Below are 25,609 nucleotides of genomic sequence, written 5' to 3'. Positions count from 1 at the left end.
CTATCCGCTGGCGCGTCTGCAGATCCGATGCCGCCACACCCCGAAACCTGGCTCAAGGTGCTGCCCGAGGGCCTGTTCTGCGAACCCGGCGGCTTCTTCATCGATCCGCCCGGACCGGTGCCGCGCGCGATCATCACCCACGCCCATGCCGACCATGCCCGCCCCGGCCACGGCGCCGTGCTGGCAAGTCCGGAGACCATGGCGCTGATGGACGTGCGCATGGGCGAGGGCCGCTCCGGCGCGCAGCGGCAGGTGCTGCCGTACGGCGAGCCGATCACTCTCGACGGCGTACGGGTCTGGCTGCAGCCGGCGGGCCATGTGCTCGGCAGCGCCCAGGTGGCGATGGAGTGGCAGGGCAGCCGGGCGGTGGTGTCCGGCGACTACAAGCGCGTGGCCGACCCGACCTGCATGGGCTTCGAGCCGATCGCCTGCGACGTGTTCGTCACCGAGGCCACCTTCGGGCTGCCGGTGTTCCGCCACCCGCCGGCGCTCGGCGAGGCGGCGCGGCTGCTTGACAGTGTGCGGCTGTTCCCGGAGCGAACCCATGTCATCGGCTGCTACGCGCTCGGAAAGTGCCAGCGCCTGATCGCCCTGCTGCGCCAGGCCGGCTGGGATGGCCCGATCCACCTGCACGGCGCGCTGATCCCGCTCTGCCAGGCCTACGAGCGCATGGGCATACCACTCGGCGAGCTGCGTCCGGCGACCGTCGCGGCCAAGGCCGAGCTGGCCGGCGCCATCGTGCTGGCACCGCCTTCGGCCATCGCCGACCGCTGGGCGCGTCGCCTCGCCGACCCGGTGGTTTGCCTGGCGTCGGGCTGGATGCGGGTGCGCCAGCGGGCCAAGGCCAAGGGTATCGAGCTGCCGCTGGTGATCTCCGACCATGCCGACTGGGACGAGCTGTGCGCGACGCTCACCGAGGTGGACGCTCCAGAAATCTGGGTCACCCACGGCCGCGAGGAGGCGCTGATCCACGCCGCCGAGCAGCAGGGACGGCGTGGCCGGGCGTTGCGCCTGGTCGGCTACGGCGACGAGGACGATGCCGGGGTCGAGGCGGTACCGGGCGAGACTGCCTTGGGCGGCAAGGTGGTCGCGTGATCGCTTTCGCCGAGCTGCTCGAACGGCTGACACTGACGCCTGGGCGGCTCGCCAAGATCGCCCTGCTGCGGCGCTTCTTCGAGACCGAGCCGGACCCGGATCGCGGCATCGGGCTTGCGGCGCTGACCGGCGAACTTGCCTTCGATGCCGCCAAGCCGGCACTGATCCGCCAGCTCGCCGAGAGCCGCACCGATCCGGTGCTGTTCGCCTGGTCGTATGATTATGTCGGCGACCTCGCCGAGACCGTCGCGCTGATGTGGCCGGAGCGACGGGTGAACGCGCCGCCGCCATTGCTGATGGAGGTGGTGCAGTCGCTGGCGACCACGCCGAAGAGCGAGCTCGGCGCGCTGGTGGCGGGCTGGCTGGATGCCTCGCCGGCCCCGGTAAGGCTCGCCATCCTCAAGCTGATCACCGGCGGCCTGCGGGTCGGCGCCTCGGTGCGCATCGCCAAGATCGCGCTTGCCGAACTCAGCGGCGGCCGCATCGCCGCCGACGATATCGAGGAGGTCTGGCACGGGCTGTCGCCGCCGTATACGGAGCTGTTCGCCTGGCTGGAGGGGCGCGGCGACAAGCCCGATCCGGCCGGCGCGCCGGTGTTCCGGCCGCCCATGCTGGCGCATCCGCTGGAGGTGCAGGACCTCGCGGTGCTGGACTATGCGCGCTACGTCGCCGAGTGGAAGTGGGACGGCATACGCGTGCAGCTGGTCTCCACCCCGGGCGGCCGGCGGCTGTACTCGCGCGGCTCGGAGGACATCTCGGCGGCGTTCCCCGAGATCGTCGAGGCGATGACGTTCGACGCCGTGCTGGATGGCGAGCTGCTGGTGCTGCGCGACGGCCCGGACGGCGTGGTCGTGGCACCGTTCGCCGACCTGCAGCAGCGGCTGAACCGGAAGGCGCCGACCGGGCGCATGATGCAACAGTTTCCCGTGGGTATCCGCCTCTACGACATGTTGTTCGAGGCGGACGAGGACCTGCGGCCGCTGCCGTTCGACGCGCGCCGCCGGCGGCTGGAGGACTGGTTCGCCCGCGCGGCGCCGGCCCGCATGGACCTGTCGGAACTGATCGACGTCCCCGACCTGCCGGCGCTGTCGGTGCTGCGCGACGGTGCCCGCGCCGCCTCGATCGAGGGGCTGATGCTGAAGCGGCGCGACAGCCCGTATGTGCCGGGGCGTCCGAAAGGCCTGTGGTGGAAGTGGAAGCGCGACCCGCTCACCATCGACGCGGTGCTGATGTATGCCCAGCGCGGCCACGGCAAGCGCAGCTCGTTCTATTCCGACTATACCTTTGGATTGTGGCGCCAACTGGAGGGCGGTTCGGAAGAACTGGTGCCGGTCGGCAAGGCCTATTCCGGCTTTACCGACGCCGAACTCGCCATGCTCGATCGCTGGATCCGCAACCACACCACCGCGCGCTTCGGACCGGTGCGCGAGGTCGCGCACGGACGGGACGCCGGAATAGTACTCGAAATCGCCTTCGATGCGGCGCAGCGTTCCACCCGGCACAAATCAGGCGTCGCGCTGCGCTTCCCGAGGGTGTCGCGCCTGCGTACCGACAAGCCGCCGGCCGAGGCCGACCGACTCGACATCCTGATACGACTACTCGAAGGTGAGGCAACCATCGCGATCTGATCGTGTTGCACCCCCTCATTCGCGAGCATGGCATGTCCCAGCCCCAGTCCCGTCCGAACAGCCTCCGCCAGGACCTCGCCGAACGATGCCGGGCAGTGCGGACCCATACCGAGCACCTCGCCAGCGGCCTGTCGCCCGAGGATCAGTGCGTGCAATCGATGCCCGATGCCAGCCCGGCGAAGTGGCACCGCGCGCATACCACCTGGTTCTTCGAGCAGTTCGTGCTGGGACCGAACCTCCCGGGCTACCGTGCCTTCGACCCGGCCTTCCCGTTCCTGTTCAACTCGTACTACGACGCCGTGGGCCCGCGTCATCCGCGAACGATGCGGGGCCTGCTGACCCGCCCGGACGCGGCGCATGTCGGCGCCTATCGCGCCCATGTCGATGCGGCGCTGGAGACCCTGCTGCAGAGCGTGGACGACCCCTCGCTCGACGAACTGGTAACACTCGGGTTGCACCACGAGCAGCAGCACCAGGAGCTGTTGATCACCGACGCGCTGCATGCGCTGGCGCAGAACCCCCTGGCCTGGGTGGATGACGGCTTCGCGGTCCTGCCCGGCTGGACCCCGCCCGCGCGGCATCCGGGCCCGACCCGGTTCATCGAGCGCAGCGGCGGCCTGGTCGGCATCGGCCATACCGGCGGCGGCTTCGGCTTCGACAACGAGTATCCGCGCCACCAGCAGATCCTGCTGCCGCACGCGCTTGCGAACCGGCTGGTGCGCAACGGTGAGTGGCTGGAGTTCATGCGGGACGACGGCTATGCCCGCGCCGACCTTTGGATGTCCGATGGCTGGGGGCAGGTCTCGGAGCAGGGCTGGAACGCGCCGCTGCATTGGCGGCCGGATGGCGACGGCGGCTGGCGGCAGGTCAACCCGGGTGGCTGCACCCTGGTCGACCCCGACGCCCCGGTCACCCATGTGAGCTGGTACGAGGCCGACGCCTACGCGCGCTGGGCCGGCGCCCGGCTTCCGACCGAGGCCGAGCTGGAGGCGGCGCAACCGGACCTGCCCGAGTTCTTCGGCCATGCCTGGCAATGGACCGGCAGCGCCTACCTGGCCTATCCGCGCTTCAAGCCGGTGCCTGGCGCGATCGGCGAATACAACGGCAAGTTCATGATCAACCAGATGGTGCTGCGCGGCAGCTCCTACGCCACCTCGCCGGGCCATGAGCGGACCAGCTACCGCAACTTCTTCCAGCCGGAGAAGCGTTGGCAGGTCACCGGCCTGCGGCTCGCCCAGGATCGCTGAGATCACGACAAGCTAGGACTCCGCATGCCTGACCAGTTTGGCGCCCAACCATCGCAGCGCGAGCTCGATCGCATGGATATCCTGGCCGGCCTGACGGCGTCGCAGAAGACGCTTCCGGCCCGGCTGTTCTACGACGAGGCGGGCTGCGAACTGTTCGGCCGCATCACCGGACTGCCCGAATACTACGTCACCCGCGCGGAGACGGCGCTACTCGACCACCATGCGCGTGAGATCGTGGCCGATGTCGAGCCGGGCACCAGCCTGATCGAGTACGGCGCCAGCGACGAGCGCAAGGGTGTGGCCCTGATCGACGCAGCACCCGGGACCCTCGTCACCTACGTGCCGATCGACATCGCCGGTCCGGCCCTTGCAGCCCTGGCGGAGCGGCTGCGGCGCAGCCATCCGGCCTTGCGGGTGGAGCCGGTGGAGGCCGATTTCACCGGTCCGGTGGAACTGCCGCGCACAGGGGGCGGCAGGCGTCTTGGCTTCTTCCCGGGCTCGACGATCGGCAATTTCGAGCCCGAGATGGTATTGCGGTTCCTCCGGCAGACGCGGGAGGACCTGGCCGATGGGCTGGACGGCGCTCCGGTCCGGTTCCTGATCGGCACCGACCTGTTCAAGGACCGCGCCGAGTTGATCCCGGCCTATGACGATGCCGAGGGCGTCACGGCGGCGTTCAACCGAAACATCCTGCGTCACGTGAACCGCATCTGCGACGCCGACTTCGATCCGGATCATTTCGCCCACCGCGCGGTCTGGAACCAGCAGGCCGGCCGGATCGAGATGCATCTGGTCAGCAGCGCTGCGCAGACCATCGCACTGGGCGAGCGCAGCATCGCCTTCGCGCGTGGCGAGACCATCCACACCGAGAGCAGCTACAAGCACACGCGCGAGGGTTTCGCGGCGCTGGCGGCGCAGGCCGGCTGGCGGTCGGAGCAGTTCTGGACCGACCCCGACGGCCGTTTCGGCCTGCACGCCCTGCTGGCGACCTGACCAGTTCGTGGCCATCGCTGCTGCGTGACGGCGCGATCTACGCAGCCGCGGCACTGGCCGAGATCGGCGGCTGCTTCTCCTTCTGGGCATGGCTCCGCCTGGGTCGAGGCGTGCTGTGGGTGTTGCCCGGCCTGGCGTCGCTCGCAGCCTTCGCCTGCCTGCTGACGCTGATAGACAGTGCTGCGGCCGGCCGGGCCTACGCGGCCTATGGCGGCGTCTACATCGTCGCATCGCTGGCCTGGCTCAGGCTGGTGGAGCATGTGCAGCCCGGGCGCTGGGACCTGGCCGGCGCGGCGGTCTGCCTGCTTGGCGCCATGATCATCATTGCCGCCCCACAATGAAGCAGCGGGTGACCTCAGTCCTCGCGCTGCCCTGCCACGTAGTCCTGCATCGCCGCGAGCTGGATCTGCATCGAGATCGCCCCCGGATCCGGATGGCCGAGCGAGCGCTCGCCGAGCGTGCGCGCCTTGCCGGTTGTCGCGATCATGTCGCGGCTCGCCTGCACGCCCTGCTGCGCAGCGTCGGCTGCTGCGCGGATCATCGCCGCCAGACCATCCGCCTGCGCGGCCCGCGCGGCCTCGGCGGCGGGGGCGAGGGCGTCGATCATGGTCTTGGCACCCGGCACCGCGCCGCCGCGCTTCTGCACCGCCGCCAGGCCCTGTTCCAGGAACGCCAGGAACGTTGCGGCATCCAGCGCATGGTCGCCGCAGGCGGTGGCGCCGGCGCGGTAGAGCGTGCCGAACACCGCGCCAGACGCGCCGCCGGTCTGCGCCATCACCGCGGTGCCGACCGTCTTGAACACCTCGGCGACACTGGCGGGCTCGAGCGCCTCGAGCTTGTCGCGCGCGGCGGTGAAGCCGCGCCGCATGCCGATGCCATGATCGCCGTCGCCGACGGCCTGGTCGGCCTCGGTCAGCCGGTCGGTATTCTCGATCATCCGCGTGCAGACCTGCAGCAGCATCGCGCGGACGGCGACTGCGTCGAGTTCGTCGGCCATGCCGGTGCTATCCCCTGCTGTAGGCGACGGAGCGCGCCGGTGCGTCGAGATGGTGCTTCAGCTCGTCGTCGAGTTTCAGCAAGGTGATCGAGTAGCCGGCCATCTCCTGCGTGGTCAGGAAATGCCCGATCTCGGTGCGATGCACCCCGACGCCGGCCTGGTCCAGGCAGTGCCGGATGCGCCGGTTGGCGATCAGCAGCTCCATCATGGTGGACGCGCCGAGGTTGTTGATCAGCAGCGCGACTTCGCAGCCGCGCTCGAACGGCAGGTCCGGCAGCAGGGCGGCCATCATCTGGTCGACGACGGCGTCCGCCGGCCCGATCTTCTGCCGGCTCACGCCGGGCTCGCCATGGGCGCCCATGCCGATCTCGATCTCGTCGTCGCCGAGCTCGAAGGTCGGCTTGCCGGTTTCGGGAATGGAGCCCGCCGACACCGCGACACCGATCGAGCGGGTGTTGGCTTCCGCCTTCGCGGTGATGCGCCACGCCTCGTCCAGGGTGTCACAACTCTCGCAGGCGCTGCCGGCGATCTTGACCACGAACAGGTCGCCGGCGATGCCGCGGCGATCGTCGATGCGCTCCTTCGGGGCGGCGGCGACGTCGTCGCGTACCCGCACGTTGCGCACGGTGATATCCTCGTCGCCTGCGAGCTCGGCGCCCATGTCGAAGTTCATGACGTCGCCGGCGTAGTTGCCATAGACGTACAGCACCCCGGCGCCGTCATCGATGTCCTGGGTGGCGGCGGCGATGGCGTCCGGGCTGGGCGCCGCGAACACGTTGCCGCACACCGCCGCATCCGCGAGGCCCTGTCCGACCAGGCCGGAGAACAGCGGCTCGTGCCCGCTGCCGCCGCCGACCAGCAGCCCGACCTTGCCCTTGCGGCCGGCCTCCCTGGCCGATGGCTGGCGCACGATCACCCGGTGCCCATCCATCAGTCGCGTGGTGCCGTCGGAGGCCAGCACCAGGCCCTCGACGGTCTCGGCCACCACGTCGGCGGTGTCGTTGAGGATCTTCTTGACGCGTTGCATCCGGCCTCCCGTGCGGGCGATCTGTCGTCGCCTCAAACCTGCTGGGCCACAGCATATCCTGCGCGGGTGCCGGGTAAAGCCGGGGGGCCGGTTTGCCGGCGGCAACCGCCTCGTCTACACGCGGCGCACACTGACAGAGGCTGACTGACCCATGCGACGCAAGCGCGGACGCGCCCTCGATGGCTGGCTGCTGGTCGACAAGCCAACCGGCCCGACCAGCACCGACGTGGTGAACCGCGTGCGGCGCGGCTTCGATGCCCAGAAGGCAGGGCATGGCGGCACCCTGGACCCGCTGGCGACCGGGCTGCTGCCGGTGGCGTTCGGGGCGGCAACCAAGACGGTGCCGTACATCATGGACGGCACCAAGCTGTACCATTTCACCCTGCGCTTCGGCGAGGCGCGCGACACCGACGACGCCGATGGCGAGGTGATCGAGACCTCGGGCGAGCGGCCGGACGACGACCGGATCCGGGCCGGTCTTGCCGGCTTCCAGGGCGACATCATGCAGGTGCCGCCGATCTTCTCGGCCATCAAGGTGGCAGGCGAGCGCGCCTACGACATGGCCCGCGAGGGCAGGCCGCCGGTGCTCGAGCCGCGCCCGGCCAGGATCGACCGCTTCGAGCTGATCGACCGGCCCGATGCCGACAGCGCGGTGTTCGCGGTGCAGTCCGGCAAGGGCGTCTACATGCGCAGCCTGGCACGCGATCTCGCCCGGGTCTGCGGCACCGTGGGCCACGTGGCAGCGTTGCGCCGGCTTCGGGTGGGGCCGTTCCTGATCGAGGACGCGATTTCCCTGGACAAAATTCTCGAGGGAGCGGACAACGCGCCCACCTCACCGGCGCTTCTGCGTCCGGTCGCGACCGCGCTGGCCGACATCCCGGCGCTGGCCTTGACCGAGAGCGAAGCGGAAAGCCTCTCACACGGCCAGGCGATCAGCCTGGTTACCATGATGGGCCGGATCCCTGACAGCGCGAACCCCGCAGGGGGTATCGCGCGGGCCATGGACGGGGGGCGCGTGATCGGACTCTGCCGGCTCGAAGACGGGTGGCTGCGTCCGGAGCGCCTGCTTTAACCCAGTCCTACGGAGCATCACGATGTCGATTACAGCCGAGCGCCGGACGGCGCTTGTCGGCGATTACGCCAATGCCGCCAACGATACCGGTTCGCCGGAAGTGCAGGTCGCGCTGCTCAGCGAGCGGATCGTCAACCTGACCGAGCACCTCAAGACGCACGCGAAGGACTTCCACTCGCGCCGCGGACTGCTGATGCTGGTCGGCCGCCGCCGCCGCCTGCTCGACTACCTCAAGCGCAAGGACCAGGGCCGCTACGAGACCCTGATCGGACGCCTCGGGCTGCGTCGCTAGGCATGGCGGCGCCGAGCCGGGTCCACTAAGACACCATGGGTTCGCATCCGGGGATGATCGTGGCGTCGGGGGACCATCCCCTGCCTGCCGCGCTCGTCCCTGGAGGCATTTCTAGCCCGGGTCCGGAGACCACCAGGGGTCGCCCGGCGTTTCAGGCCACATGGGGTGCTGCTCCATGCCGTCCGAGACGCCGCAGCCGATGCGCCTGATGCCCTCCGTCCCCCGGCCAACACGCAAAAGGGGAACATGATGTTCGACTTCTATCGCAAGGAAATCGACTGGGGCGGCCGCAAGCTCGTCCTCGAGACCGGCAAGATCGCCCGCCAGGCCGATGGCGCCGTCATGGTGTCGTATGGCGACACCATCGTGCTGTGCACCGCCGTCGGCGCCCGCAACGTCAAGCCGGGCCAGGATTTCTTCCCGCTGACCGTGAACTACCAGGAGAAGGCGTTCGCCGCCGGCAAGATCCCGGGCGGCTTCTTCAAGCGCGAGGGCCGGCCGTCCGAGGCCGAGATCCTGAACTCGCGCCTGATCGACCGCCCGATCCGGCCGCTGTTTCCGGACAATTTCCGCAACGAGGTCCAGGTGGTCGCCACCGTCCTCAGCCATGATCTCGAGAACGATCCTGCCATCGTGGCGATGATCGGCTGCTCGGCGGCCCTCACGCTGTCCGGCATCCCGTTCTTCGGCCCGATCGCCGGTTGCCGGGTCGGCTACGAGAACGGCCAGTATTTGCTGAACCCGACACTGGCGGAGACCAAGACCAGCCAGCTCGACCTGGTGCTCGCCGGCACCACCGAGGGCGTGCTGATGGTCGAGAGCGAGGCCTCCGAGCTCACCGAGGAGGTGATGCTGGGTGCTGTCACTTTTGGCCACGAGGCGTTCCAGCCGGTGATCCAGGCGATCATCGAGCTTGCCGAGCATGCCGCCAAGACGCCCTGGACGCTGGCCGAGCCGGATGCCGAACTGGTGTCGCTGCACAGCCGTATCGACGCGCTGGGTCGTGCCTCGATCGCCGAGGCATACCAGGAACGCGTCAAGCAGGCCCGCTACGAGAAGGTGGGTGCCGCCAAGAAGCAGGTCATCGAGGCACTGAAGGCGGAGGGGCTGGACGCCGACAAGGCAAAGCCGCTGCTGAAGGAGCTCGAGGCCGACATCGTGCGCGGCGCCGTGCTCGACACCGGCCTGCGCATCGACGGCCGCGACCTGCGCACCGTGCGTCCGATCGTGGCCGAGGTCGGCATCCTGCCGCGTGCCCACGGCTCGTCGCTGTTCACCCGTGGCGAGACCCAGGCGCTGGTGGTCACCACGCTGGGCACCGGCCAGGACGAGCAGGTGATCGACGCACTCGAGGGCGAGTATCGTTCGAACTTCATGCTGCACTACAACTTCCCGCCGTACTCGGTGGGCGAGGCCGGCCGCATGGGCTCGCCGGGCCGTCGCGAGATCGGCCACGGCAAGCTCGCCTGGCGCGCCATCCACCCGCTGCTGCCGGGCAAGGAAGCGTTCCCGTACACCCTGCGCGTGGTCAGCGAGATCACCGAGAGCAACGGCTCGTCCTCGATGGCGACCGTCTGCGGCACTTCGCTCGCCTTGATGGATGCGGGCGTCCCGCTGAAGCGTCCGGTGGCCGGCATTGCCATGGGCCTGATCAAGGAGGATCGCGGCTATGCGGTGCTCTCCGACATCCTTGGCGACGAGGACCATCTCGGCGACATGGACTTCAAGGTGGCCGGCACCGAGGCGGGCATCACCTCGCTGCAGATGGACATCAAGATCACCTCGATCACCCCGGCGATCATGCAGGTGGCGCTGGAGCAGGCGCGCGAGGGCCGCATCCACATCCTGGGCGAGATGGCCAAGGCGCTGACCGAGAACCGCTCGGGCGTGTCGGCGACGGCGCCGAAGATCACCGTGATCAACGTGCCGAAGGAGAAGCTGCGCGACATCATCGGCACCGGCGGCAAGGTGATCCGCGAGATCGTCGAGACCACCGGCTGCAAGATCGACATCAATGACGACGGCACGGTGAAGATCGCGGCGAGTTCGGACGAGCAGGCACAGAAGGCGATCGACCGTATCCGCGGCATCGTGGCCGAGCCGGAGATCGGCGTGATCTACACCGGCAAGGTGGTGAAGGTGGCCGATTTCGGCGCCTTCGTGAACTTCCTCGGCGCGCGCGACGGCCTGGTGCATATCAGCGAGCTGGCGCAGGGGCGGGTCAACAAGACCGCCGACGTGGTCTCGATGGGCGACGCCGTGAAGGTGAAGGTGCTGGGCTTCGACGATCGCGGCAAGGTGAAGCTGTCGATGCGCGTGGTGGACCAGGCCACCGGCGCCGATATCAGCGAGAGCGTCGGGTCGAAGGGCCGTGAGCGTCGTCCCGACGATGCGGCCTGAGGTCGACAATCTCGGCCGCACCGGCTCCAGCACCGGGTTCGGGATGGCGTGCTCTTGCACGGGCGTGCCATCCTCACGATCTGTAACCGAATAAGACAAATCTTCCGGAGCATCCGGAAGCAGGGCCGGAACGGAGCGAACACGCCGTGATGAAGACGATCAATGCGATCAGGATGGCGGGACAGGAAATCCTGCCGCTGGTCGAGGGCGGGAAGGGCGTCTCGGTTTCGACCGGGATATCCTCCGGACATTGGGCGGCATCGGGCGGCGTCGGCACCATCAGCGTGGTGAATGCTGACAGTTACGATGACCAGGGTCGTGTGGTCCCGCAGGTCTACCATGGCCGCACCCGGCGGGAGCGCCACGAGGAGCTGATCAACTACGCGATCTCGGGCGGCATCACCCAGGCGCGCGCGGCATACGATCTTGCCGACGGGCAGGGGCGCATCCACGCCAACATCCTGTGGGAGATGGGTGCTGCCGAGCGCATCATCACCGGAGTGCTGGAGGGCGCGAAGGGCCTGATCAGCGGCCTGACCTGCGGTGCCGGCATGCCGTACCGGCTAGCCGACATCGCAATGCGGTTCGGCGTCCACTACTACCCGATCGTCTCCTCCGCACGTGCCTTCAACGCGTTGTGGAAGCGCGCCTACTCCAAGGCGGCCGACCTTCTCGGCGGCGTGGTCTATGAGGATCCGTGGCTGGCGGGCGGCCATAACGGCTTGTCGAACGGCGAGGATCCGACCAAGCCGCAGGCTCCGTACGAGCGCGTGCTGGAGTTGCGCCGGCTGATGCGCACCTTCGGCCTCGGCGACACCCCGATCATCATGGCGGGCGGCGTCTGGTGGCTTGAGGAGTGGGAGGACTGGATCGACAATCCCGATCTCGGTCCGGTCGCCTTCCAGTTCGGCACCCGGCCATTGCTGACCCGCGAGAGTCCGATTCCCGAAACCTGGAAGCAGACCCTGCTGCACCTGAAGCCGGGCGACGTCTACCTGAACAAGTTCAGCCCGACCGGCTTCTATTCCTCGGCGGTGAACAACAGCTTCATGCGCGGGCTGCGCGAGCGGTCCGAACGCCAGGTCGCATTCTCCGGCGAGCCGCTGGGCGCACATGTGGCGCCGTTCGGTGTCGGCGCTCGCAAGCGTCTGGTGTATCTCGCCCCGGCCGATCTGGCGCGGGCCGAGGCCTGGGAGGCGGAGGGCTTCACCGAGGCGCTGCGCACGCCGGACTCGACGCTGGTGTTCGAGACACGCGAGCGGGCCGCCGAGATCATGGCCGACCAAGTGGCCTGCATGGGCTGCCTGTCGGAGTGCCGGTTCTCGAACTGGAGCCAGCACGGTCCGGATTTCAGCAACGGCCGCAAGGCGGATCCGCGCTCGTTCTGCATCCAGAAGACGCTGCAATCGATCAGCCACGCGGCGCCCGACGATGTGGAGGCGACCGAGCACAACCTGATGTTCGGCGGCCAGAATGCGACCCGGTTCGCGAGCGATCCGTTCTACTCGAACGGTTTCGTGCCGAGCGTGAAGCAACTGGTCGAGCGCATTCTCACCGGGCGCTGAACGCTAGCCCGGCGCCTCGTGCAGCGCTGCACGAAGCCACGTGCGGAATGCGGTGATGGATGGTTCGCCGAATGCAGCCTCGCGGCAGGACAGGAAGTGCATGTCCCGACGAACGCCGCGGTAGCGTCCCGGAGCCGGCTCGACCAGCTCTCCCGAGGCAAGCTCCGACTGCGCGAACCGCCTTCCTTCCAGCGCGACACCGATGCCCTGCGCTGCGGCCGATACCGCCAGCGCGCCGCGGTCGAAGGATGGCCTGGACGCCGGGGCGGGTTCCGGTAGCCCGTTCAGCGCAAACCAGTCGGACCAGCGCACCGGATTGACCGAAGACTCGATCAGCAGGCTGCCCACCGCCGGATCCAGCGGATCGAAGCGCTCGGCCAGGGCAGGCGCGCAGAGGGCCACGATCTCCTCCACGCCAAGCGGCTCGACGACGAGCCCGGCTCGGCTCAGGGGGGCGCCGTAGGAGATCACGATATCCAGCTCATCGTGCCGGGTGAGGTCGATCGCGCCCGCTTCGGCGGTAAGACGCAGGGCGACCGACGGACAGGCCCGCATGAAGTGCGGCAGGCGCGGCCCCAGCCATTTCGAGGCGAAACTCGGCGCGCACAGGACGGACAGGCGCCGGTCCGGAGGGATGCGCTCCAGTTCGGAACATGCCTTCTCCATGGTGTCGAAGGCGGTTTGCAGGCGCCCGGCGAGGCGGGCGCCGTCGGCGGTGAGTTCGACCCGTATGCCTTCGCGGCGGAACAGCTTCTGGCCGAAATGGCGTTCGAGCGCACGCACCTGGTGGCTGATGGCCGATGGGGTGAGGTGCAGCTCCTCGCCTGCCATCGTGAACGACCCGCGCCGCGCCGCCGCCTCGAACGCACGCAGGGCAGGGAGGCTGGGCAGGCGTCGCATCAGGCAACCCATGAATTGCATTCTCAGGAACGATGAAAACTCGTCGTTTGTCAATCAAGCCGGCCGCGCGCAGAGAAATGGCAAGTAATCGCACCGGCGCCTTTGCCGCGGTGCAGCATCAAATCGACCGGGGAGAGGTTTCGACATGCTCGATGCAGCCGACAGCAGGGTTTCCATCTACCAGCCGGAGCAGCCAGGCCTGGTATTCCCCGAGATCCCGCAATTCGCGTCGTACGAGGAGGAGCGCACCTACCGCAAGCAGCATCTGGTCGCCGCCGTCCGCGCCTTCGCCCTGCACGGCTTCGATTACGGTTTCGCAGGCCACCTGACGGTGCGCGATCCGGAACGGCCCGAGCTGTACTGGACCAATCCGATGTGCGTGCATTTCTCGCAGGTCCGGATGTCGAACCTGGTGCTTGCCGATCATGCCGGCAACGTCGTCGAGGGCACGCATGCGATCAACCGGGCCGGCTTCGTGCTGCATTCGGCGGTGCACGAGGCGCATCCCGACATCATCGCGATGTGCCACGCCCATACCACCTACGGCACCGCCTGGTGCGCGACCGGGCGGCCACTCGACATGATCAGCCAGGATGCCGCCTGCTTCTATGACGATCATGTGGTGATCGGTGCGTCCGCCGGTGCCGTTGCCGTCGAGCGCGAGTCGGGGCACTCGGTGGCGAGCTACTTCACCAGGGCTCGCGCGGCGCTGCACCAGAACCATGGCCTGCTGACCGCAAGCCGCCACAGCATCGACGATGCCGCGTTCTGGTTCATCGCGCTGGAACGCTGCTGCCAGGTGCAGTTGCTGGTGGAAGCGTCGGGTGTGAAGCCGCAGATGGTCTCGGAAAAGAGCGCCGAATACAGCCGCAAGCATGTCGGCAACGACTTCATCGGCTGGCTGCATTTCCAGACGCTGTACAACCAGATCGCTGCACAGCAGCCCGACATGTTCGAGTAGGGCGGGGCGGCTATGTCCGCCCGTTGAAGAACGACGCGATCTCGACGCTGGCGCGATCGGGGTCCTCGACATGCGGGAAATGGCCGACGCCCGGGAATATCTGCAGATCGAGATCAGGGAAGGTCTCGTGCAGGCGGTCGGTCCAGCTCACCGGAAACAGCGGATCGTGCTCGGCCCAGCGCACGCAGGTCGGCAGCGTGATCGGCGGCAGTACCGGTGCCTCGCCTTTCAGCATGGCGATCCGAGACGCGGCGGTGGCGCGGTAGGCAGCGAAGCCGCCTTCGACATTGCCGGGCTTCTGGAAGTTGGCGACGAAGGCATCCAGCACGCCATCGAACGCCTCCTTGCGGTAGGCCCAGTTCCGCAGGAAATGCGTGAAGTAGATCCGCACCGTTTCCGGCGAGGCGCCGACCAGCGCCGGCGCGAGATCGGTCAGGTGGAAGGAGGTGTACCAGATGTGGATCAGCCGGTCGGGCAGCGCCATGCGCGGTCCGATACCGGGATACATGAAGTCGAAGAAGAACAGGCCGGTAAGGCGGTCCGGCGCCAGGCGCGCCATCGCCTGCATCACGCCGCCGCCGACATCGTGGCCGACCAGTCCGACGCGCTGCAGGCCGAGCGCGTCGAGCAGCGCCAGCATGTCGACGGCGTGCTCCGGAGCGCCGTACGGACCGTCCGGCTTGCCGCTGTCGCCGAAGCCGCGCAGGTCGGGCGCGATAAGCTGATACCGATCGGCGAGCCGTGTCATCACCGGCTCCCAGGTCAGCCAGAATTCCGGCCAGCCATGCAGCAGCAACAGCGGCGCGCCCTCTCCGCAGCGCGCGACATGCAGCGTGGTGCCGTTCACCGCGATGTCGAGATGCTCGATTCCGGTCATGGCCGTCTCCTCATGGTCAGGCATCGCTGGCACCGTCGATCATGTCTGGAAAAGCGGCGCCGGACAATTCCCAGTGCGTCGCCAGGCACCCACGGTGACATCGCACGGCTTCACGATGCGACGGTATCCGCCGGCCGGTCGTGGACTGGCCAGCTCCGCCCGGCCTCGCAAGTGGTGTATTGCGCCGCGGACCAGCGCTTCGCGTGCCCCGGTTGCGGCCGCAACGCGGGATTGAACAAAATCCGCGCTGCGTCGTTACCGCAAGCCAACAACTGCGGAGAACCATGCCGTGCGCGTCTCAATTCTGACTTCGATGGGAGCGGCCCTGCTGCTCCTGGCAGCCTGCAGCCAGTCCGGCGCGCCAACCAAGGCAGACATCAAGCAGGTGATCCAGACACGCATGCAGGCGGCCAACGCGCAGACTTCGGCGAACACGCTCGGCATCTTCAGCGGCCCATACGACGTGAACGATTTCGACGTCACCAACGCGGACTGCACCGCCAAGGATAATGGCATCTACAGCTGCGCGGTCACCGCGATCACCAAGAACAAGACCAACACCGCACAGCTTTCCTTCAAGCAGGTCAACGGCGCCTGGACCCTCGTGCAGTAGCACTCAGCGCCTGAACGTCACCACCAGCACGTCGCGGCAGGCGGGGTGTCCGGGATCCAGCGGCCGCACCGCCGTCACCCCGTGATAGACCCGGCTGTCATCGACGAAAGCGGAATCCAGTGGCTCGGTCAGCGTGAAGCTGCCGAGCTTCTGGCGTTGCAGGTCGTGGATGCTGGTGTCGCCGCTGGCGATGTTGAGCCGCGACACCAGCAGCACCAGCACCCAGTCGACGCCGTCGCGGTGCAGTCCCTCCGGCGTCGGCTGGCCAGCCTCGTCCGTACGCGCCTCGATGCGGAACTGGTGCAGTTCGACATGCCAGGTGTCCGGCCTCAGCGCCGGCGGGGTGAGCGCGGTGAAGGTGGCATCGCACAGGCGCAGGATCGAAAGCAGCGCGGGATGGTGGCCGATCTCCTCGGTGACCGGGCTGAACCAGCGTTCGAGGCCGCCGTTCAGCATGTTGTAGTCGCGGCTCTGGTAGTGCGGCTGGTGCGGCTTGCGCCGGATCTCGCCGCCGGTCACCGCGTAGTTCGCATGCCGCCGCCGCCGGTAGCGGCCGCCATCGGCCATGTAGAGATCCATCCCGAGATCGCCCCAGCTTCCGGCAAACCCGTCCCAGTCGCTCAGGCCATACGGCTGCAGCAATGCCAGCATCGCCGGCCGCCGGACCAGGGCGAAGCCTTGTCCGCCCAGCTCCCGCTCCAGCGAGCCGGACCCGTCTGTGGGTAGCGTATCCTGTTCGGTCATGCGGTCTCCGGTGTCGGCGTGCTCGGGGGGGTAGGCCCCGCGGCGAGGTGCAGGTCCGGGATCGAGAGCGGGCGCGACGGCAGCGCCACCCTAGCCTCCTGCAGCGCGATGCGCAGCCGGCGATAGAATTCGCGCTGGATCGCCCAGCGTCCGCCGACCGTGCATTTCATCGTGCCGCTGATGGCGGTCGAATACTCGTTGATGCTGTCGACGCCATTGAGTGCGAAGTCGGCCAGGGCGAAGTCCGTGTACGAGGGATCGGCGCGCAGGCCGGCGCCAACCTCTTTGAGGATGACGCAGACCCGGTCGGTGTCCTCGGCGACTGCAATGGTGAGCGCGATCGCCGCCACCGCGAAATCGCGCGACTGGTTGCTGACCGTGGTGACCGACGAGAACGGGATGATCTGCACCGACCCGTCGCCGCCGCGTAGCCGCAGCGTGCGGATCGACAGATGCTCGACGGTGCCGGTGACGCCGGCCGCGGTGACGGTATCGCCGACCTGCATGGCGTTCTCCACCAGCAGGAAGATGCCGGTGATGAAGTCCTGCACCAGTTTCTGCGAGCCGAAGCCGATGGCGACGCCCAGGATGCCGGCACCGGCCAGCAGCGGTGCCACGTTGATGCCGATCTCGCTCAGGATGGTCAGCAGCACGATGGCGCCGAGCGTGATCAGCAGCACGGTGCGCAGGATCGGCAGCAGGGTCTGCAGCCGCACCGCGCGGGCGGTCTGCGCGCTGCGCCCGAAGCTTGCGATCTGCCGGTCCAGAGCCGCATTCACGCCCTCCCAGGCCACCACCCCCAGGATCAGCGCGACCAGGACGGAAAGCAGTGCCGAGACCATGCGGGTGCCGAGCCGGCCCTGGGTGAACCAGGACAGCGCAGGCAACCCCCAGCTCTGCAGGAGCAGCACGGCGCCGGCGGCCAGCATGATGGCGTTCACCACCCGGCGCAGCAGCGGGTACCAGCGGTTGGCGCGCATCTCCAGCCCGGGATAGTGCTGCTCCAGCTCCGGGCTTACCCGGAAGAGGCGGTCCAGCAGCCCGAGCAGGGTGAGGGCGACGAAGCGGCAGACCACGATGATGACCACCGTCATCACGAACAGCCGCCAGATGCGCTGGTAGCCGTTCTGCACCTGCGCCGCCCAGACCAGCCAGAGTGCGAAGTCGAAGAACATCGCCGGGATCCACCAGCGATGCGCCAGCCGGGCCAGCACCGCACCGGTGGCGGTCTCACGCAGGCGGCGCGGCGGCTGCAGTGCGTTGCCGACCCGCACCCGGGTGCGCCAGATCAGGCCGGCCAGCAGGATATGCTCGATCAGCACGATGGCCCGGATGATCGACTGCGCGGCGCGCTGCGGCAGGGCGATGAGGCCGCCGATGTCGGTCACCGCGACCGCGACCACCGGGACGGCGATCAGCCAGGTCCACCAGCGGCACAGCAGCACCGCGGTGCTGTCGGTGACGGAAAGCAGGCGGACGCCGGGCGCGTCGGGGGCAACCAGCATGTCGAGCAGCAGGTAGAGCAGCCGGCCGAAGCCGTACAGGTTGGTGATGGTCACGATGACCAGCTGGCTGACCGGCTGCTGCGCCCAGCCGGTGCCTGCGATGTTGCCGATCGCCAGCACCGTACCCACCGGCACCAGCTTGATCAGCAGGCGCAGCAGCGCGAACGGCAGCCGCTTCAGGGTCCGCAGCGTGCGCCAGCGATGCCGCGCGTCGCGCTGCCGGTGCTCCGCGGCGTCCTGCTGTTCAGCTTCCTCCCGCGCGACGTCCGCGGGATCGCCGGGCATGGAGGCGGGCGGGTGCGGGACCCCGGTGGGCGCCGGCGCCGCAATGCCCCGTCCCGCCAGATCCTCTTCCTGGGTCACCCGCGCATCGCGCGACAGCGCCCGCAACGGACGCCGTAACAGCAGCGCCAGCAGTCGCTCGACGATCAAGCTGCCGACAAAGACCAGCGCCGCCCGCCACGCGGCGTCATACAGCACCAGCCGGCTCGCCGGATCACGCAGTTCGTGGCTGAGCCAGCGCGTCACCAGCACGGTGTCGCCGAACATGCGGCCAAAGGCCCGCGCCTGCGTCAGCACCAGCAGCTGCGCCGAGCCGACCTCGGAGAGCAGCTCGCTGCCCAGGCTGTCGGGAGCGAGGGTGACCTTCGACGGCAGCGCCTTGGCAGGTGCGGCCGGTGCGGCGACCGTCGCCGCCGGCAGACCGCGGGCCATGGCGGTCAGGGTCCTGCTGAAGGCTGCGCGCTTCTGCGGGTCGTTCAATACGTCGAGGACCTGCTGCGCCTGGGCCGCGGTGATCGGCGTCGCGGTCGCGCTGCCCGGGGCGGTGGCGTCCGATGTGCCCCTGGAAGATGCGGCGGGTCCCGCCAGGGCCGGCCACGCAGGCAGCAGCAGCCACATCAGCAGGGCCGGCAACACCCCCCGGAGCAGCCGGCCGACCTGCATCGCGGGTTGATCATTCCCTTCGACGTGCATGTGGCCTGCCCCCGACAACTCAGGCGCGTGTGCAACCACGCGCAGGAGGCGGCTGTCAAATGCGGCGACATGTCCCTATGTGAAGGGCATGCGCACGCTGCTGACGTTGCTGATGGTCTTCGCGATGATCGGGACGGTGGGAGTCCTGGCTGCCGGCGTGGTGGGCTTCGTGCGCGGCGGTGGCGACCCGCGCCGGTCGAACCGGCTGATGCGCTGGCGGGTCATCCTGCAGGCGTCCGCCATCCTGCTGTTCGTCCTGCTGCTGACGATCTTCCGGCGCTAGCCGCCCCGGACCACCAGATGCGCGCGCCGGGCGACCAGGTCGGCATCCATGATGTAGAGCGCGTCGATCAGCGCAACCTGCAGGGTGCCCGGCCCGGAGGCGAGCTCCGCCGCCATTTCTCCGGCCAGCCCGGTGAACACCATGCCGGCGACGGCGGCGGTGAGCGGGTCGGGCGTGACGGCCAGGCAGGCGCCTATCAGCGCGGTGGCGGTGCAGCCTAGTCCGGTCACCCGGCTCATCATCGCATCGCCGTTGCTGATGGCGGCCGTGATGGCGCCATCGGTGACGTAGTCGACGGCGCCGCTGACCACCACGACGCAGTGCAGGTGCCTGGCGAGGGCGCCGGCGGCCTCGCGCGCGGCATCCGACTGCAGGGTGCTGTCGACGCCCCGGCCGCCGCCGGCCTGGTCCGCGATGCCGAGCATGCCGGCGATGGCCCGGATTTCGGAGGCGTTGCCGCGCACCACCGCCGGGCCGTGTTGCAGCAGCTCGACTGCGATGCGCGACCGGTACGACAGCACGCCCACCGCGACCGGATCCAGGATCCACGGCGTTCCGGCGGTGCGCGCCGCCGCGGCAGCCAGCCGCATCGCCTGCGCCCGCGCCTCGTCCATGGTGCCGAGATTGATGACCAGGGCACCCGCAACGGCAGCGAATTCCTCCACCTCCTCGCCCCCCTCGACCATGGCGGGCGAGGCGCCGAGGGCGAGCAGCGCGTTCGCGGTGCTGTTGGTCACCACCAGGTTGGTGATGCTGTGCACGAGGGGCGTGCGCGCCCGCAGGGTCGAGAGCAGGGCGCCAATCGTTGCCGGAGTCGGTTCGTGGGCGGGCAGGGACATCGTCGGCCTTTGGTTGCTTCGCTGCCTGGGTACGGGCAGCCGCAATCTGTATCGTCCGCTCGCCGCCGGTCGTCCAATTCGAGGGCGGCCGGGGTAAGCGAGGCGGGGCGCGCGATGCAGGATGAGCCGGAATGGTTGCGGCAGGTACGCGGGCTGCAGGCGATCGCGCAGACCGGGCTCGCCTTCACGCGGGACCCGTACGATCGAGAGCGCTACGAGGCGCTGCGGGCGCTTGCCGCACGCATGCTGGCCGACCGCGTTGGCGGCAACGAGTTGGCGCTGGGTGCCCTGTTCGAGGTGGAGCAGGGCTACGCGACGCCGAAGGTGGATGTGCGCGGGGCGGTGTTCGACGAGCACCATCGCCTCCTGATGGTGCGCGAGACCGCGGACGACAGTCGATGGACCCTGCCGGGCGGCTGGGCCGACGTGAACCAGACCGCCTCCGAGTGCGTACTTCGCGAGATACGCGAGGAAAGCGGCTACGAGGCCCGCATCGTCAAGCTCGCCCTGCTGCACGACCGGGCCAGGCAGGGACACCAGCCGGCCGGGCTATGGTCGATCTACAAGCTGTTTTTCCTCTGCACCCTGACTGGCGGCGTGGCCCGTGGGAGCCTGGAGACCAGCGAGGTACGTTTCTTTGGCGAGCACGAGATCCCCGCCGACCTCTCCACCGGCCGCACCCTGCCGCACCAGATTGCCCGCCTGTTTGCGCACCATCGCGAGCCGGCCCTGGCGACCGAGTTCGACTGATCCGCGTGCGGTTGTGTCAAGGTCCCGCAACCTCCGTTCCGTCGGCGCTCGCCACCACCGGAAGCTGCACGTAGCTGGCAGCATCGGGCGTATGGAACACCCGGTCGGTCGCCTTGATGTAGTCGCCGGGCCTGGCAAAGAAGATGTTGGGCACGTAGCTCTGCGGGTTGCGGTCGTAGAGCGGAAACCAGCTCGACTGGATCTGCACCATGATCCGGTGCCCCGGCAGGAAGACATGGTTCACGTTCGGCAGCGCCAGCGTGTAGGACACCACCTTGCCCGCCGGGATCGCGCTCGGATGCGCCGGATCGTCGCGGTAGCGCCCGCGCAGGATGTCCATGCCGATGCCGAGCTCGTAGCCGCCGAGTTCCGGCTGCTCCGGCACGATGTCAGGATAGACATCGATCAGCTTGACCACCCAGTCCGCGTCCGTGCCGGTGGTGGACGCCGACAGATGCGCGACCGGGGCTCCGGTTATGGTGACCGGCGCCTTCAGCGGGGGCGTGCTGTAGCTCAGCACGTCCGTGCGCCCGTCGGCGAAGCGCTGGTCGTCGACCAGCCAGTTGTGCCAGGTCGAATCGTCGGCGTAGGTCGGCCGGATCGGTCGTGGTCGGTACGGCACCGGCTTGGCCGGATCGGACACGTATTCGTCGAAGCCGGGCGCATCTGCCGCGGGCTTGTCGAACGACAGCCCGCCATTCGCCTGCAGGTAGAGCGCATGACCGGTATCGGCGCATGCGGCGCAGGCCTGCGGCCAGTTGGGATAGGTCCGCCAGGTGTTGCTGCCGGTCTGGAATACGGTGACAGGTGCGATGCGCGCGGGCGACCCGTTGTCCTTCAGCCGCGCATCGAGGAACGGCAGCATGACGTGGTGGCGGAACCACGCGCCGGTATCCTCGCCCCACTCGAACGGCCCGAGCGCCGTGCCCTTGGTATTGGCCTGGCCGTGGAACCACGGCCCCATGACCAGGAACCGGTTCGACGCATCCCCCTTGGCGGCCGTCGCCTCGTAGGCGGCCATCGCGCCGTAGATGTCCTCCTGGTCCCACTGTCCCTGCACGAACAGCGTCGGCACCGTCAGTGGCGCGCGTGCCAGGAGTTTATCCACCGCCTGTCCCTGCCAGAACGCGTCGTAGGCGGGATGCGCCTCCAGGCGCCGCCAGAACGGCAACTGCTCCATTCCCATCGACCGCCCGAACGCTCCGGCCGAGCCGTGGCGCATGTAGACGGTGAAATCGTCGTGTCCGGTGGCCCACCACTCGGAGCTCGAATCCTTCGAGGCGGTCTGGCCATAGACGTAGTCCATCATCTCCTGGCGGAACGCTCCATGATGGAACCAGTCGTCACCAACCCAGGTGTCGACCATCGGATTGATCGGCACCGCCGCCTTGAGTGCCGGGTTCGGGTTGATCAGGCTCATCAGCGTGGTGAACCCGTCGTAGCTGGTGCCGATCGTGCCGACACGGCCGTTCGATTCCGGGACGTGCCGCACCAGCCATGAGATCGTGTCGTAGGCGTCGGTGGTGTGATCGACCTTCGTGGGGTTCAGCGGCCCGACCAGCGGCCGGTTCATCACGTAGTCGCCGTCGGACTTGTATTTGCCGCGCACATCCTCGGCCACGACGATGTAGCCGTCCTCGACCAGGTCGCGAAACACGTAGCGCATCGTCTCGTCGACGAGCGGCGACTCCACCTTGCCGGTCATCTTGTCTGCGCTGTACGGCGTGCGATCGAGCATGATCGGTCCGTGCTTCACGGTGTGCGGGACGATGATGACCGCATGCAGGCGGGCACCGTCGCGCATCGGGATCATGACGTCGCGCTTGTCGTAGTCGTAGGTGCTCAGCATCGGCTTGAAATGCGCAGGGATATCGCCGCCTGCAGCTACCGTCTTCGATGTCGATGCGGGAGGCGGGTCCGGGGCCTCCCGCGCCATCGCCGCCCCGGTCTGCGACGCCCCCAGCATCATCGCTACCGCCAGAACCGATCGCCCATTCGCCACTGCTTTTACCCAAGTCAATCCGCCGGGTGTTAGAGCCTGCCGTGAGCCGTTCCGCAACCCGCACGCATGTCAGCCCGCAGCCGCCGCGAGCATGATCGCCCCATCCTCGCCCACCGTGAGCGGATACGTGGTGATGCTGCACTCCGTGTTGACGCCGGCGCCGGTACGCAGGTCGTAGGTGCGGTCGTGCAGCGGACACATGATGGTGTGGGTGCCGGTCAGCCCATCTGCGAGCGGGCCCTGCCGGTGCGGACACTCCGGCTGGGTCGCGAACACCCCGGCCCTGGTGCGGAACACGGCAAGATGCATCCCCGCCGCTTCCACCAGTCTGCCTTCGCCTTCGGGAATGTCGGAGAGATGGGCGATCCTGATCGCGCCTGCCATTATCCGGCTCCGTCGGCGACGAGCAGGTCGCTGAACTGGTTTGCCGTACGTGGATGCACGGCCTCCTGCCACGGGTCGTAGGCGGCATCGACCGAACGCTGCATGGCGGCATCGAGCGCCTCCACGATACCGTCGCTGTCGTCCACCACCACCGCACGAAGGCGCTCGATGCCCACACGCTCGACAAAGGTGTAGGTGCGCTCCTTCCACTTCGCGTTCTCGCGGTAGTACTGCATGAAGCGCGCGGTGATCTGCATGACTGCATCCTCGCCATCGACGGTGCACAGCACGTCGCCCTTGCGGATATGCGCCCCCGCTGCGCCTCCCACGTAGATCTCCCACTTGTCGTTGCCGATCGCGACCGCGCCGATATCCTTCACCATCGCCTCAGAGCAGTTGCGCGGACAGCCGGCGGTGGCGAGCTTCAGCTTGGCCGGGCTGTCGACGCCGCGGAAACGCTTCTCGATCTTCGTCGCCAGCCCCATGCTGTCGCCGAGCCCGAAGCGGCAGAACTCGGTGCCGATGCAGCTCTTGCAAGTACGGTAGCTCTTGCCGTACGCGTGCCCGGACGGCATTCCGAGATCGGCCCACACCTTCGGCAGGTCCTCCTTGCTGATGCCGACGAGGTCGATGCGCTGGCCGCCGGTGAGCTTGACCAACGGCACGTTGTATTTCTTGGCCACCTCGGCAATGCGGATGAGGTCGTCCGGGCTGGTGACGCCGCCCGCCATTTCCGGCACCACCGAGAAGGTGCCGTCCTTCTGGATATTGGCGTGCACACGGTCGTTGATGAAGCGGGCGTCGCGCTCGTCCTCATACTCTCCGGCCCAGATCGTGATCAGCAGCGATGCCAGCGCCGGCTTGCTGGCGGCGTCCTCGATGCCGCCAGAAAGCGCCCGGAACACCGACGATACCGAGCGAAGCTCCTGGTCGCGCACGGCGGCCACCAGCTCCGGCTTGGTCATCGGAATGCAGGGTACGTAGTAGTGGATCGACGGGTCCTCCTCGACCGCGCCGCCGGCGAACCAGGCCACCACCTCGCCGACAAGACTCTTGCAGGAGCCGCATCCCATGCCGGCGCGGGTTGCATCCATCACCGCCTTGGTGGTCTTGCGGCCCGACTTCACGCAGGCGCCGATCGCCTCCTTGGTGACGCCGTTGCAGTTGCACACCTGCTGGTCGGCAGGCATCTCGTCGAGCGTGATCTTCTGCGACGGCGTGCCCAGATCGAACAGCAGTCCGAGGCGCTCCTCCGGCAGCTTGCTGTCGCGATCGAACGCCTGCATCAGGTAGGCGGCCTTGGAGATGTCGCCCATCAGGATGCCGCCGACCAGGCGCCCTTCGCGCACGATGAGTTTCTTGTAGGTGCCGCGGCCCGGCTCGCTGAACTGGATCACCTCGTCGCGCTCATCGACAGGATCGGTGATGCCCATCGAGGCCAATTCCACACCCATGACCTTGAGCTTGGTGGCAAGCTTCGAACCGTGATAGGCGGCATCCAAGTTGCGGTCGGTGACGTGATCGGCGAACACCTTCGCCTGGTCCCAGAGCGGCGCCACCAGTCCGTAGACCTTGCCGCGATGCTGTGCGCATTCGCCCACCACGAAGATGCGGCGGTCGTCCAGGCAGCGCATGTGGTTGTCGACCACGATGGCGCGCTCCACCGTGAGGCCGGCACGCTGCGCGACCTCGACATTCGGACGGATGCCGGCCGACACCACCAGCATGTCGCAGGCGAGCGTATCACCGTCCTTGAAGCGCAGGCCGGTGATGCGGCCGTCACCCAGAACGGCTTCGGTGCTCTTTCCAAGATGGATCACGACGCCCATCTCCTCCATCTGGCGGCGCAGGATGGCGCCGCCCTGGGTGTCGAGCTGGGCGTTCATCAGGTGCTTTGACAGGTGGATGACATGCACCTCGCAGCCATGGTTCAGCAGGCCGCGCGCCGCCTCCAGACCGAGCAGCCCACCGCCGATCACCGCCGCGACCTTGCTGCGCTTCGCGGTTGCCATGATCCCGGTGCAGTCGTCGATCGAGCGGAACCCGAACACGCCCTCGCGGAGCTCGCCCTTGTCGTTGCGGATATTCTCGACCGGCGGGATGAAGGCGCGGCTGCCGGTGGCGATCAGCAGCACGTCGTAATGCGCCTTCACTCCTGCTTCCGACATCACCACGCGCGCGGCGCGGTCGATCTCGGTGACCGGCGAGCCGGTATGCAGCGTGATGGCGTTGTCCGCATACCAGTCGAGCGGATTGATATAGATCTCGCTGGCGTCCTGCACGCCGCTCAGCACGTTCGAAAGCATGATGCGGTTGTAGTTTCCGTACGGCTCGTCACCGAACATGGTGATGTCGAACATGTCGGCGCCGCCGCGCGCGAGCACCTCCTCGACCGCCCGGGCGCCGGCCATGCCGTTTCCGATGACAACCAGCCTCTGTCGCGTCATGGCCGCTTCTCCC

At 68.2% G+C, this 25,609-nt stretch carries 23 protein-coding genes; 13 read left to right on the top strand and 10 right to left on the bottom strand.

Features of this window, described 5'->3' with window-relative positions:
* Positions 1-27 precede the first annotated feature (27 nt).
* From FE263_RS12845 to FE263_RS12830, 5 genes are read left to right on the top strand one after another with little or no spacing between them, the layout of a single operon-like run.
* Entirely contained in the window at positions 28-1,095 is a 1,068-nt protein-coding gene (locus FE263_RS12845; protein WP_138326426.1) for a ligase-associated DNA damage response exonuclease, read from the top strand.
* Positions 1,092-2,723: a cisplatin damage response ATP-dependent DNA ligase gene (locus tag FE263_RS12840; protein ID WP_138326425.1), complete on the top strand. Its 1,632-nt coding sequence runs from the start codon at positions 1,092-1,094 to the stop codon at positions 2,721-2,723. Before FE263_RS12845 ends, FE263_RS12840 begins: the two co-directional genes overlap by 4 nt.
* Positions 2,724-2,755: 32 nt before the next feature.
* Positions 2,756-3,970, top strand: coding sequence for an ergothioneine biosynthesis protein EgtB (gene egtB / locus FE263_RS22125; protein WP_171034093.1), 1,215 nt, complete (start codon positions 2,756-2,758; stop codon positions 3,968-3,970).
* A gap of 24 nt (positions 3,971-3,994) precedes the next feature.
* Positions 3,995-4,963 (top strand): L-histidine N(alpha)-methyltransferase, encoded by a 969-nt coding sequence (gene egtD / locus FE263_RS22120; RefSeq protein WP_171034092.1) that lies wholly within the window; start codon positions 3,995-3,997, stop codon positions 4,961-4,963.
* A 20-nt stretch (positions 4,964-4,983) separates the two neighbouring features.
* Positions 4,984-5,304, top strand: a complete 321-nt coding sequence (locus FE263_RS12830) for a YnfA family protein (RefSeq protein WP_138326424.1) — start codon at positions 4,984-4,986, stop codon at positions 5,302-5,304.
* A gap of 14 nt (positions 5,305-5,318) precedes the next feature.
* On the opposite strand, the gene dhaL is transcribed toward FE263_RS12830, so the two are convergent.
* On the bottom strand, positions 5,319-5,960 hold the full coding sequence (gene dhaL / locus FE263_RS12825) for a dihydroxyacetone kinase subunit DhaL (RefSeq protein WP_138326423.1): 642 nt from the start codon (positions 5,958-5,960) through the stop codon (positions 5,319-5,321).
* Positions 5,961-5,967: 7 nt separating this feature from the next.
* Complete coding sequence (locus FE263_RS12820; protein WP_138326422.1) at positions 5,968-6,987, bottom strand: dihydroxyacetone kinase subunit DhaK; 1,020 nt, start codon at positions 6,985-6,987, stop codon at positions 5,968-5,970.
* A gap of 151 nt (positions 6,988-7,138) precedes the next feature.
* Here FE263_RS12820 and truB point away from each other — a divergent pair, with 151 nt between their 5' ends.
* The 4 genes from truB to FE263_RS12800 all read left to right on the top strand — a co-directional run bounded on the left by truB (position 7,139) and on the right by FE263_RS12800 (position 12,316).
* Positions 7,139-8,059: a tRNA pseudouridine(55) synthase TruB gene (truB, locus tag FE263_RS12815; protein ID WP_138326421.1), complete on the top strand. Its 921-nt coding sequence runs from the start codon at positions 7,139-7,141 to the stop codon at positions 8,057-8,059.
* 22 nt (positions 8,060-8,081) lie between these two features.
* On the top strand, positions 8,082-8,351 hold the full coding sequence (rpsO, locus tag FE263_RS12810; protein WP_138326420.1) for a 30S ribosomal protein S15: 270 nt from the start codon (positions 8,082-8,084) through the stop codon (positions 8,349-8,351).
* Between the two features lie 249 nt (positions 8,352-8,600).
* Positions 8,601-10,751 carry a polyribonucleotide nucleotidyltransferase gene (pnp, locus tag FE263_RS12805; protein ID WP_138326656.1) on the top strand — a complete coding sequence of 717 codons (2,151 nt, stop codon included), beginning with the start codon at positions 8,601-8,603 and terminating at the stop codon, positions 10,749-10,751.
* 149 nt (positions 10,752-10,900) lie between these two features.
* On the top strand, positions 10,901-12,316 hold the full coding sequence (locus FE263_RS12800) for an NAD(P)H-dependent flavin oxidoreductase (RefSeq protein WP_138326655.1): 1,416 nt from the start codon (positions 10,901-10,903) through the stop codon (positions 12,314-12,316).
* A gap of 3 nt (positions 12,317-12,319) precedes the next feature.
* Here the strand turns inward: FE263_RS12800 and FE263_RS12795 are convergent, their stop codons facing one another.
* Complete coding sequence (locus FE263_RS12795) at positions 12,320-13,216, bottom strand: LysR substrate-binding domain-containing protein (protein ID WP_138326419.1); 897 nt, start codon at positions 13,214-13,216, stop codon at positions 12,320-12,322.
* Between the two features lie 145 nt (positions 13,217-13,361).
* Between FE263_RS12795 and FE263_RS12790 the strand changes: the two genes are divergently transcribed.
* Positions 13,362-14,177 carry a class II aldolase/adducin family protein gene (locus FE263_RS12790; RefSeq protein WP_138326418.1) on the top strand — a complete coding sequence of 272 codons (816 nt, stop codon included), beginning with the start codon at positions 13,362-13,364 and terminating at the stop codon, positions 14,175-14,177.
* Positions 14,178-14,187: 10 nt separating this feature from the next.
* On the opposite strand, the gene FE263_RS12785 is transcribed toward FE263_RS12790, so the two are convergent.
* A complete protein-coding gene (locus FE263_RS12785) occupies positions 14,188-15,054 on the bottom strand; it encodes an alpha/beta fold hydrolase (RefSeq protein ID WP_138326417.1) in 867 nt (288 codons plus the stop codon).
* A 289-nt stretch (positions 15,055-15,343) separates the two neighbouring features.
* On the opposite strand from FE263_RS12785, the gene FE263_RS12780 reads away from it, so the two are divergent.
* Positions 15,344-15,667 carry a hypothetical protein gene (locus tag FE263_RS12780; RefSeq protein WP_240759510.1) on the top strand — a complete coding sequence of 108 codons (324 nt, stop codon included), beginning with the start codon at positions 15,344-15,346 and terminating at the stop codon, positions 15,665-15,667.
* Positions 15,668-15,670: 3 nt separating this feature from the next.
* On the opposite strand, the gene FE263_RS12775 is transcribed toward FE263_RS12780, so the two are convergent.
* Both FE263_RS12775 and FE263_RS12770 read right to left on the bottom strand, forming a co-directional pair.
* Complete coding sequence (locus tag FE263_RS12775; protein ID WP_138326416.1) at positions 15,671-16,411, bottom strand: 2OG-Fe dioxygenase family protein; 741 nt, start codon at positions 16,409-16,411, stop codon at positions 15,671-15,673.
* Entirely contained in the window at positions 16,408-18,861 is a 2,454-nt protein-coding gene (locus tag FE263_RS12770; protein ID WP_171034091.1) for a mechanosensitive ion channel family protein, read from the bottom strand. The genes FE263_RS12775 and FE263_RS12770 overlap by 4 nt, the downstream gene beginning before the upstream one ends.
* A gap of 118 nt (positions 18,862-18,979) precedes the next feature.
* Here FE263_RS12770 and FE263_RS12765 point away from each other — a divergent pair, with 118 nt between their 5' ends.
* Positions 18,980-19,174, top strand: coding sequence for a twin transmembrane helix small protein (locus FE263_RS12765; RefSeq protein WP_138326414.1), 195 nt, complete (start codon positions 18,980-18,982; stop codon positions 19,172-19,174).
* On the opposite strand, the gene thiM is transcribed toward FE263_RS12765, so the two are convergent.
* Positions 19,171-20,013 carry a hydroxyethylthiazole kinase gene (gene thiM / locus FE263_RS12760; protein ID WP_138326413.1) on the bottom strand — a complete coding sequence of 281 codons (843 nt, stop codon included), beginning with the start codon at positions 20,011-20,013 and terminating at the stop codon, positions 19,171-19,173. The two genes, FE263_RS12765 and thiM, sit on opposite strands and share 4 nt — an antisense overlap.
* 114 nt (positions 20,014-20,127) lie before the next feature.
* Between thiM and FE263_RS12755 the strand changes: the two genes are divergently transcribed.
* Positions 20,128-20,763 carry an NUDIX hydrolase gene (locus tag FE263_RS12755; protein ID WP_138326412.1) on the top strand — a complete coding sequence of 212 codons (636 nt, stop codon included), beginning with the start codon at positions 20,128-20,130 and terminating at the stop codon, positions 20,761-20,763.
* 16 nt (positions 20,764-20,779) lie between these two features.
* Here FE263_RS12755 and FE263_RS12750 read toward each other — a convergent pair whose 3' ends face one another.
* From FE263_RS12750 to nirB, 3 genes are all read right to left on the bottom strand, one after another.
* Complete coding sequence (locus tag FE263_RS12750; protein WP_138326411.1) at positions 20,780-22,732, bottom strand: CocE/NonD family hydrolase; 1,953 nt, start codon at positions 22,730-22,732, stop codon at positions 20,780-20,782.
* 102 nt (positions 22,733-22,834) lie between these two features.
* Positions 22,835-23,149: a Rieske (2Fe-2S) protein gene (locus FE263_RS12745; RefSeq protein ID WP_138326410.1), complete on the bottom strand. Its 315-nt coding sequence runs from the start codon at positions 23,147-23,149 to the stop codon at positions 22,835-22,837.
* The gene (gene nirB, locus FE263_RS12740; protein WP_138326409.1) at positions 23,149-25,596 is read right to left on the bottom strand and encodes a nitrite reductase large subunit NirB; all 2,448 of its coding nucleotides are present in this window, start codon (positions 25,594-25,596) and stop codon (positions 23,149-23,151) included. The genes FE263_RS12745 and nirB overlap by 1 nt, the downstream gene beginning before the upstream one ends.
* Positions 25,597-25,609: the final 13 nt, after the last annotated feature.

The organism is Lichenicoccus roseus (assembly GCF_005844085.1).
Lineage (GTDB): Bacteria > Pseudomonadota > Alphaproteobacteria > Acetobacterales > Acetobacteraceae > Lichenicoccus > Lichenicoccus roseus.
This window is presented reverse-complemented; position numbering and strand designations above follow the sequence as displayed.

What these genes read in the sequence shown, in the direction of transcription:
- FE263_RS12785 (WP_138326417.1), bottom strand. Translation starts at nt 15,054, where the DNA reads ATGACCGGAATCGAGCATCTCGACATCGCGGTGAACGGCACCACGCTG.
- FE263_RS12845 (WP_138326426.1), top strand. Translation starts at nt 28, where the DNA reads ATGCCGCCACACCCCGAAACCTGGCTCAAGGTGCTGCCCGAGGGCCTG.
- rpsO (WP_138326420.1), top strand. Translation starts at nt 8,082, where the DNA reads ATGTCGATTACAGCCGAGCGCCGGACGGCGCTTGTCGGCGATTACGCC.
- FE263_RS12820 (WP_138326422.1), bottom strand. Translation starts at nt 6,987, where the DNA reads ATGCAACGCGTCAAGAAGATCCTCAACGACACCGCCGACGTGGTGGCC.
- FE263_RS12775 (WP_138326416.1), bottom strand. Translation starts at nt 16,411, where the DNA reads ATGACCGAACAGGATACGCTACCCACAGACGGGTCCGGCTCGCTGGAG.
- FE263_RS12765 (WP_138326414.1), top strand. Translation starts at nt 18,980, where the DNA reads ATGCGCACGCTGCTGACGTTGCTGATGGTCTTCGCGATGATCGGGACG.
- FE263_RS12770 (WP_171034091.1), bottom strand. Translation starts at nt 18,861, where the DNA reads ATGCAGGTCGGCCGGCTGCTCCGGGGGGTGTTGCCGGCCCTGCTGATG.
- FE263_RS12795 (WP_138326419.1), bottom strand. Translation starts at nt 13,216, where the DNA reads ATGCGACGCCTGCCCAGCCTCCCTGCCCTGCGTGCGTTCGAGGCGGCG.
- dhaL (WP_138326423.1), bottom strand. Translation starts at nt 5,960, where the DNA reads ATGGCCGACGAACTCGACGCAGTCGCCGTCCGCGCGATGCTGCTGCAG.
- egtB (WP_171034093.1), top strand. Translation starts at nt 2,756, where the DNA reads ATGTCCCAGCCCCAGTCCCGTCCGAACAGCCTCCGCCAGGACCTCGCC.
- egtD (WP_171034092.1), top strand. Translation starts at nt 3,995, where the DNA reads ATGCCTGACCAGTTTGGCGCCCAACCATCGCAGCGCGAGCTCGATCGC.
- FE263_RS12800 (WP_138326655.1), top strand. Translation starts at nt 10,901, where the DNA reads ATGAAGACGATCAATGCGATCAGGATGGCGGGACAGGAAATCCTGCCG.
- FE263_RS12755 (WP_138326412.1), top strand. Translation starts at nt 20,128, where the DNA reads ATGCAGGATGAGCCGGAATGGTTGCGGCAGGTACGCGGGCTGCAGGCG.
- thiM (WP_138326413.1), bottom strand. Translation starts at nt 20,013, where the DNA reads ATGTCCCTGCCCGCCCACGAACCGACTCCGGCAACGATTGGCGCCCTG.
- pnp (WP_138326656.1), top strand. Translation starts at nt 8,601, where the DNA reads ATGTTCGACTTCTATCGCAAGGAAATCGACTGGGGCGGCCGCAAGCTC.
- FE263_RS12745 (WP_138326410.1), bottom strand. Translation starts at nt 23,149, where the DNA reads ATGGCAGGCGCGATCAGGATCGCCCATCTCTCCGACATTCCCGAAGGC.
- nirB (WP_138326409.1), bottom strand. Translation starts at nt 25,596, where the DNA reads ATGACGCGACAGAGGCTGGTTGTCATCGGAAACGGCATGGCCGGCGCC.
- FE263_RS12750 (WP_138326411.1), bottom strand. Translation starts at nt 22,732, where the DNA reads ATGATGCTGGGGGCGTCGCAGACCGGGGCGGCGATGGCGCGGGAGGCC.
- truB (WP_138326421.1), top strand. Translation starts at nt 7,139, where the DNA reads ATGCGACGCAAGCGCGGACGCGCCCTCGATGGCTGGCTGCTGGTCGAC.
- FE263_RS12790 (WP_138326418.1), top strand. Translation starts at nt 13,362, where the DNA reads ATGCTCGATGCAGCCGACAGCAGGGTTTCCATCTACCAGCCGGAGCAG.